Annotated in this window: 8 protein-coding genes and 1 pseudogene; 4 read left to right on the plus strand and 5 right to left on the minus strand. The window is 72.0% G+C overall.

Going from position 1 to position 7,194, the window contains the following annotated elements:
- Positions 1–627: pseudogene (locus B9S61_RS42210) on the minus strand (hypothetical protein); the annotation flags it as partial.
- A 246-nt stretch (positions 628–873) separates the two neighbouring features.
- Between B9S61_RS42210 and B9S61_RS09780 the strand changes: the two are divergent.
- The 3 genes from B9S61_RS09780 to tgmB all read left to right on the plus strand — a co-directional run bounded on the left by B9S61_RS09780 (position 874) and on the right by tgmB (position 2,512).
- Positions 874–1,200 carry a YkvA family protein gene (locus tag B9S61_RS09780; protein ID WP_181007315.1) on the plus strand — a complete coding sequence of 109 codons (327 nt, stop codon included), beginning with the start codon at positions 874–876 and terminating at the stop codon, positions 1,198–1,200.
- Positions 1,201–1,320: 120 nt separating this feature from the next.
- A complete protein-coding gene (gene tgmA, locus B9S61_RS09785) occupies positions 1,321–1,512 on the plus strand; it encodes a putative ATP-grasp-modified RiPP (RefSeq protein WP_103541913.1) in 192 nt (63 codons plus the stop codon).
- A gap of 16 nt (positions 1,513–1,528) precedes the next feature.
- Entirely contained in the window at positions 1,529–2,512 is a 984-nt protein-coding gene (tgmB, locus tag B9S61_RS09790; RefSeq protein ID WP_103541914.1) for an ATP-grasp ribosomal peptide maturase, read from the plus strand.
- A 26-nt stretch (positions 2,513–2,538) separates the two neighbouring features.
- On the opposite strand, the gene B9S61_RS09795 is transcribed toward tgmB, so the two are convergent.
- The 4 genes from B9S61_RS09795 to B9S61_RS09810 form a co-directional block, all read right to left on the minus strand.
- The gene (locus tag B9S61_RS09795; RefSeq protein WP_103541915.1) at positions 2,539–2,754 is read right to left on the minus strand and encodes a hypothetical protein; all 216 of its coding nucleotides are present in this window, start codon (positions 2,752–2,754) and stop codon (positions 2,539–2,541) included.
- A gap of 355 nt (positions 2,755–3,109) precedes the next feature.
- Entirely contained in the window at positions 3,110–3,373 is a 264-nt protein-coding gene (locus B9S61_RS09800; protein WP_103541916.1) for a DUF5133 domain-containing protein, read from the minus strand.
- A 214-nt stretch (positions 3,374–3,587) separates the two neighbouring features.
- Positions 3,588–5,357, minus strand: coding sequence for an ABC transporter ATP-binding protein (locus B9S61_RS09805; RefSeq protein ID WP_103541917.1), 1,770 nt, complete (start codon positions 5,355–5,357; stop codon positions 3,588–3,590).
- A gap of 139 nt (positions 5,358–5,496) precedes the next feature.
- The gene (locus tag B9S61_RS09810; RefSeq protein WP_103541918.1) at positions 5,497–6,354 is read right to left on the minus strand and encodes an aldo/keto reductase; all 858 of its coding nucleotides are present in this window, start codon (positions 6,352–6,354) and stop codon (positions 5,497–5,499) included.
- Positions 6,355–6,585: 231 nt separating this feature from the next.
- On the opposite strand from B9S61_RS09810, the gene B9S61_RS09815 reads away from it, so the two are divergent.
- Positions 6,586–6,999 carry a VOC family protein gene (locus B9S61_RS09815; RefSeq protein ID WP_103541919.1) on the plus strand — a complete coding sequence of 138 codons (414 nt, stop codon included), beginning with the start codon at positions 6,586–6,588 and terminating at the stop codon, positions 6,997–6,999.
- Positions 7,000–7,194 lie beyond the last annotated feature (195 nt).

Below are 7,194 nucleotides of genomic sequence, written 5' to 3' on the forward strand. Positions count from 1 at the left end.
GGAACGGCCCGTCGCGGCGGCGCGCAGCGCCTCCTCGCGGCAGTGGGGCGCCAGCGGCTCGTTGTGCAGCAGGGCGACCAGAAGGGTGACGTCCTCGACGGAGCGGTGCGCCGCCGCCGCGCGGATCGTCTCGTCGGCACTGGCGGCGTCGCGCGGCGGCCGGGTGAGCAGGGCGACGAGGCGGCTGACGTCCTCCACGGACCGGTCGATCCCGGCGGCGCGCAGGGCGTCGACCACGGCCCTGGTGTGCTCGGGTGACCGTTCCAGCGCGGTGATGAGGTCGACGACCTCCTCCAGGGGCCGGTCCGCCACGGCGGCGTGCACGAGGTCGCTGACCGGATCGCGGTACGGCTTCCCGGCCGCCGGGGATCCGGCGGGTGCCGCATCCGGCGCCGCCGCGGGCCCCGGATGTCCGAGGGGGTCCACCAGGTCGACCGTGGCGACCGGGCCGCGCGGGCGCGCGGTGTCCACCGGTTCCGCGCGGTCCACCCCCTGCGGCCGTGCCCATGGTGGGTCGGGATGGCGGGTGCCGGTCGTGGTGAGCGTCGTGTCGGAGGGCGGGACCGCGGCCGCCTCGGGGGGTATGACCGGTTCGTTCGGGTGAGGTGACGAGGAGAAAGTGGTCATGATCGGCTCCATGGGAAGGCTGATGACCATTGCTAGGCGCCTCCACAGCTCACTGCCACTTGACTGGTCCACCGGGATGACCTGCGACGATCCCGCGTTTCACGGGAAAACGGCGGGGCATGGGACGCGTGCGCGCATGGCCGGTCCCCGCCGCCATACCGGGGCCGTCAGCGGGAATCCGCTCAGAGAAGGCTGTGCCGCGGCGACGGGCCGCGGCGCGCCGGTCACCGGAGGAGGGCAGTGCCGTTGGAGTCGACCCCCGTACTGCTGACCGTCGCCGTGGTCCTCGCGGCCGTGGTGCTGGCCGGCGCCGTCGCCGCCCTGGTCCGTCTGGTCCGAACCCGGCGGGAGTTGCGGCGTGCGGGTCTGCCCACGGGGCCGCGCTGGGTGTTCTGGGGGGCGGTCCTCTATCTGGCGCTGCCGGCCGATCTGCTGCCCGACCCGGTCTACCTGGACGACATCGGCGTCCTTCTGCTCGCTCTGCGCTCCATGCGTGGTTCCGCCGGCGCGGCTCTGTCCGGGGCGCCCTCGCGGCGGCCGGGCCGGCAACCCGCCGATGACTACGCTCCGTAAGGAAACCAACCACCCGTTCGATTCGTATAAGTCTCTGGAAGCCAAAAGAAGTCGGCGGACCAAGCCGCGTCCCACACTGGGCCGTTGCCGGGTCGGCGCAGCACCGACGAGGGAGAGACGATGCAACCGTTCGCGCTCAACTACGCACGCCCGGCAGTTGAGTTGGCTGTTGCCACTCCGTACGCGTATGACTCCGGACTGCAGTTGAACGTCCTCGGTGACGGCCGGATCGCGGCCCGCGACCACGCGCTGTTGCGCGAGGTGGGGACGACGACGTCCACCGCGGGCTCCAAGACCCACTTCGACGACTGAACGCGGACCGTAGACCATGACCGTGCTGATCCTCACCTGTGAGGAGGATGTCACCGCCGACATGGCGGTCGTCCATCTGAACGGCTCAGGAGTACCGGTGGTGCGCCTCGACCCCGCGGACCTGACCGGTGGTGTCTCGCTGTCCGGCGAGTTCGTCCACGGCCGCTTCCGCGGTCATCTGTCCGTCGGGGGGCGGCTGGTGAGCATCGGCGGGCTGCGGTCCGTGTGGGTGCGCCGGCCCGGTGTCCCGGCCGGGCGCGCGCCGCAGCCGTCCGCGTGGCTGACCGAAGAGGCCTCGCAGGCGCTCTACGGGATGCTGCGCGGCTGCGACGCGCGCTGGATGAACCACCCGGACGCGGCCCGCCGGGCGCGCCACAAGCCGTGGCAGTTGCGGCTGGCGCAGCGCTGTGGTCTGCCCGTGCCGGCCACGGTGATCACCTCGTTCCCGCGGGCGGCCCGGGAGTTCGCGGAACGTTTCCCTGATCTGGTGGTCAAGCCGGTGTCGGGGGCGCATCCGCAGGACCCGCCGCGGGCCGTGCCGACCAGCCGGGTGGCGCCGGACACGGACTTCTCGGCGGTCGCCTACGGGCCGACGCTGCTCCAGCGGCGGGTCGCCAAGCGGGCCGACATCCGGCTCACCGTGGTGGGCGAGCGGCTGCTGGCGGCCCGTAAGGCGACGGCTCCGGACGCGGACCCGCGGGAGGTGGACGTGCGTTTCGCCGCGCCGGGCCCGCCCTGGGAGCCGGTCGAGGTTCCGGCGCGCACCGCCGACGCCGTGCGCACCTATATGCGTCGGGCCGAACTGGCTTACGGCGCCTTCGACTTCGCCGAGGACGCGGACGGGACGTGGTGGTTCCTGGAATGCAACCAGTCGGGGCAGTTCGGGTTCGTGGAGGTGGAGACGGAACAGCCGATCGCGCGGAGCATCGCCGAGTGGCTGTCCCGGCCCATTCCCGACGAGCCCGCGGAGCTCAACGGGGCGAGCAGCACGGTGCGGTGAGCGCCGTGCCGGTCGGCGTGCGGCGGTCAGTGCGGCCGCGTTCCGGGCAGCACGGCGGCGCGCTGCCAGCCGTTGCCCGGGGAGTGCGGCCGGTCGGGGCCCGGGCCGTGACCGCGGGACTGCAGCGGCCGCATGACCAACTCCAGTTCCCTGCTCACGCGTTCGGCTTCGCGGCGGACCTGTGCGGGCACATCGCCGCGCTCCGCGATGAGTCGGTCGTAGATGGGGGAATCCTGGAACACCCGGCAACGTGCCTTTCTGCTCGGCGACCCCCGTGCGGGGGCGCGACTGCCGAGTGTAGGCGCCCGTTCGGGGTGAAGTGGGCGTTCCGGGTGGTCGGGCGCCCGTTGTCGAGCCGGGCCGGATGATCATCACATCGGTGCCGGCCGCCGGGCTGCGGCAGGTGCCGAGGGCGGCAGGGGCACCCGGGTGGCCGTCGTGCGGCCTGGCCGCGCGTTCCCTCTGGTGGCGTGCAGCCGGACGTGCCCGGGCGTGCGTGCCCTGACGTGTTCTGTGGCGAACAACGCCCGGCGGGCGGCGGGCCCGCAGCGCGAGCGGCTGGTGAGGGGCGTGTGCGGTAGCCGGCGACGGCCGGGCTCAGACGGCCAGTCGCAGGCCGTTCCCGCCGTTCGGCTCAGGGGGGCCGCCGGGCGCGGCTTCCGGCGTGCGCCGGGCGAGCAGGGCGTCCGCCCGCGCTATGGCCTCGTCGACGCGGGACGTCGCCGTCATCACGCAGAGCGTGTAGCTGACGTCCTCGAGTTCGCGTGCCGCCGTGGGCGAATGCCGCTCCGCCTGAGCGATCTGCAGCGTCGCGTAGCGTGTCAGCAGTTGCCTGACGATCTTCGGATCCGGTACGAGCACGAAGCGCCCCTTTCTGGTTGTCGCTGCGTATGCCCGCACCTGGCGCACGCACTCTCACCATGTGCCGAAGTGGCCGCGATTGTCCGAAAGCGCTCGCTCGTTGACCGTGCTGGTGCGGAAGTGAGGGGCTTTGCCCCCGCCCCTCCCCCTCCCCGTCTCCTGGGGCCACGCCCGGCGGTGACGACGGTGACGGGGCGGCCGAGGCGGGTTCCGGTCAGGCGACCTGTGCGGTGTGCAGGGCGGTGTAGGCCCCTCCCCTGCGCAGCAGGTCCTCGTGGGTGCCGATCTCCTGGATGCGACCGTCCGACATCACCACGATCCGGTCGGCGCGGCGCACCGTGGACAGCCGGTGCGCCACGACGAAGGTGGTGCGCCCGCGCAGCAGCCGGGTGAGAGCCTCCTGCACCAGCGCCTCCGAACGGGTGTCCAGCGCGGAGGTCGCCTCGTCCAGGACCAGCACCCTGGGATCGCGTATCAGGGCGCGGGCGATGGCCAGGCGCTGGCGCTGTCCGCCGGACAGCCGGGCTCCGCGCTCCCCCACAAGGGTGTCGAGGCCCCGGGGGAGCCGGTCGACGAACTCCAGCGCGTTGGCGTCGCGCAGCGCGGCCTGTACCGTCTCCTCGTCCGCGTCGTCCATGCCGTAGGCGACGTTCTCCCTGATGGTGCCGTCGAACAGGATCGACTCCTGCGGCACCACCGACAGGAAGCGCCGGTACGTGCGCAGGTCGAGGCCGTTCATGTCGGTGCCGTCGAGCAGCAGCCGGCCGGACGTGGGCCGGATGAAGCCGATGACGAGGTTGAGCACGGTGGACTTGCCCGCGCCCGAGGCACCGACCAGCGCGATCGTCTCGCCCGGGAGGACGTCGAGGGTGAAGTCGCTCACGGCGGCGCGCCCGTCGGTGTCGTACGCGTGGCCGACGCCCTCGAAGGTGATCGCGCCGCGCAGGGCGGTGAGTTCCGCCTTGCCCTCGTTGTCCTCCAGTTCCGGGGCCTGGAGGACCTCGCCGACGGAGCGGACGGACTCCAGTCCCTTGGCGATGACCGGGGCCAGTCCGGCGAGCGTGGTCGTGGAGTTGGTGAGCGTCGTCAGGAAGGCGCTGAGCATCACGATGTCGCCGGCCGTGACGCCCCAGACGTCGTAGTACGAGATGAGCGCCGCGCCGGCCAGCACGCTCACGCCGACCACGTTGAGCACGACCCAGGCCAGCGAGCCGAACCGGCCGTTGACCAGGTCGAGGCGCATCCCGGAGGTCAGCAGCCGGTTCAGGGTGCCGTCCATCCGGCGCAGCGCCTTGCCCTCCAGGCCGTGGGCCCGGGTGACCGGGATCAGCCGGGTCATCTCCGTCACCCGGGAGGACAGGGTCTCCACCTCGTGGCGGAAGTGTTCGTTGTGGGTGCGCAGCCGGGCCCTGAGCCGGGCGATCAGCAGGGCGGCGGCGGGCACGATGACCAGGAAGACGGGGAGGAACTCGGGGGTGCGGATCGCGATGACGACAAGCCCGCCGGTGAGGACGGTGAGCGCGCCCAGCCCGGTCTCCGCCGTCTGCTGCACCATCTGCTCGACGGTCTCCACGTCCCGGACGACCTTCGCCTGGAGCACGCCGGCGCTGACCCGTGAGTGGTAGCCGAGGGAGAGCTGCTGCATGCGCGTGCACAGGGCGGAGCGCAGTGCGGTGCCCATGCGGCGGACGCTGCCGTACAGCAGGCGGACGTACAGCAGATGCAGCGGGTAGTTGACGAGCAGGATGAACATGATGACGCCGGTGCTGGTCCAGAGCCGGGAGACCGGCTGGTGCTGGACGACGGTGTCGATGATGGACGCGGTGATCAGCGGCAGCAGCCACACGGGACTGTGCTTGACCGTGAAGACGACGACGGCGCCGGCCAGCCGGCCGCGGTCCGCCCGGAAGAGGTAGGCGAGAGTGCGGATCGGGTGTTCGCCCCGGTAGCGGTGGTCGAGCGGTCGTTCCGACGTGGTCGCCATCGGTGATGGTCCTCCCCTGTGGGCTTCCGCGACGTGGGCGAACACGTCGCCGCGGCAAGTGCTTTCTCCCTCCCAGGAGTACACCAGGCCCGGGAGGGGCTTCCGGCCGTGTCCGGCATCCGGGACGGCGGCTCGGGCCTCAGGCGGCGTCCAGCTCGGCGATCTCCCCGGCACTCAGGACGAGGCCGGCGGCCCCCGCCGAGTCCCGGACGGATTCCGGCCGGCTCGCCCCCGGAATCGGTACGACGACCGGCGACCTGGCGAGCATCCACGCCAGGCACACCTGGTGGGCGCTCGCCCCGTGCGCCCGCGCGATCCGCGCGAACGGGACGTGCTGCGCGGCGAGTTCACCGGCCCGGGCGATACCGCCGAACGGACTGTAGGGCAGGAACGCGATACCGAGCTCGCCGCACAGACGCAGCTCCGGCTCGCTGGAGCGGAACGCCGGGGAGAACTGGTTCTGTACGGAGACCAGCCGGCCGCCCAGGATCTCGCCGGCCTCACGGATCTGCTCCGGGCCGGCGTTGGAGATGCCCGCCATCCGGATCTTCCCCTCGTCCAGCAGTTCGCGCACCGCACCGACGGAGTCGGCGTAGGGAACACGGGGGTCGGGCCGGTGGAACTGGTACAGCCCGATGGCCTCCACGCCGAGCCGCCGCAGCGAGGCCTCACAGGCCCGCTTCAGATGCCCGGGGCTCCCGTCCAGCGTCCAGCTGCCGTCACCGGGGCGCAGATGACCGCCCTTGGTGGCGACCAGCACGTCGCCACCCCGGTCGTGGGAGGCGAGGGCCTTGGCGATCAGGGTCTCGTTGTGTCCCACCTCGTCGGCGCCCAGGTGGTAGGCGTCCGCCGTGTCGATCAGCGTGACACCCGCGTCCAGGGCGGCGTGCAGAGTGGCCAGGGAGCGGCTCTCGTCCGGACGGCCCTCGATCGACATGGGCATGGCGCCCAGCCCGACGGAGCCGACCCGGACATCACCGATGCGGCGGGTGTGCATGTCTGTGTGACCTCTTCCGGCTGTCGCTTCGACGATCGTGGAAAGCACCACCTGCCTGGTCTCGGGACGGCCGGAAATCCAATAGAAGAACGCGAACGCATTCAGCAGGCGGGGCACTGAATCAGGGACGCCGGGCGGCCCGGCCTCCGGGTGGCCGGCCGCCGCGCGGGGGCCCGCGTCCGGCGTTACGCTGCGCGCGATCGACGTTTCGCACCGTTTGGGGAGGTAATCATGGCGTCACTTCTCAACCCGTACGTGAGTTTCGACGGCAACGCGCGCCAGGCGATGGAGTTCTACAAGGAGGTCTTCGGAGGCGAGCTGCGCCTCAACACCTTCGGCGACGCCGGGCATCCCGGTGCCGAGAGTTCGGACAAGATCATGCACGGCATGCTGTCGACCACCGACGGCTTCACCCTGATGGGCGCCGACATGCCGCCGGGCACGGAGTACGCCCCGGGGAACACCTTCGCCGTGAGCATCAGCGGTGAGGACGAGGCGGCACTGCGCGGCTACTGGGAACAGCTGTCCGGTGGCGGTTCGGTGGCCGTACCGCTGGAGAAGCAGATGTGGGGCGACCTGTTCGGGATGTGCACGGACCGCTTCGGCATCCCCTGGATGGTCAACATCAACCAGCCGGAGGGCTGAGCCCCCGGAGCCCGGCCCCACGGCAGCGTGTCGTAGGCAGCGGGTCGCGGACGACGAACGGGACGTGTACGTGCGCGTGATGAGCTGCCCGCGTCCGTCTTCACCGCCTCCCGGGCGCCCGCGCGACCGCGCCGGCAGCGCCTTCCGGCCCCTGGGCCCCGTACGTCCGCCGTGCCCTGCCCCTCCCGCCCGGCA

This window comes from Streptomyces sp. SM1 (assembly GCF_002910825.1).
Taxonomy (GTDB): domain Bacteria; phylum Actinomycetota; class Actinomycetes; order Streptomycetales; family Streptomycetaceae; genus Streptomyces; species Streptomyces okerensis.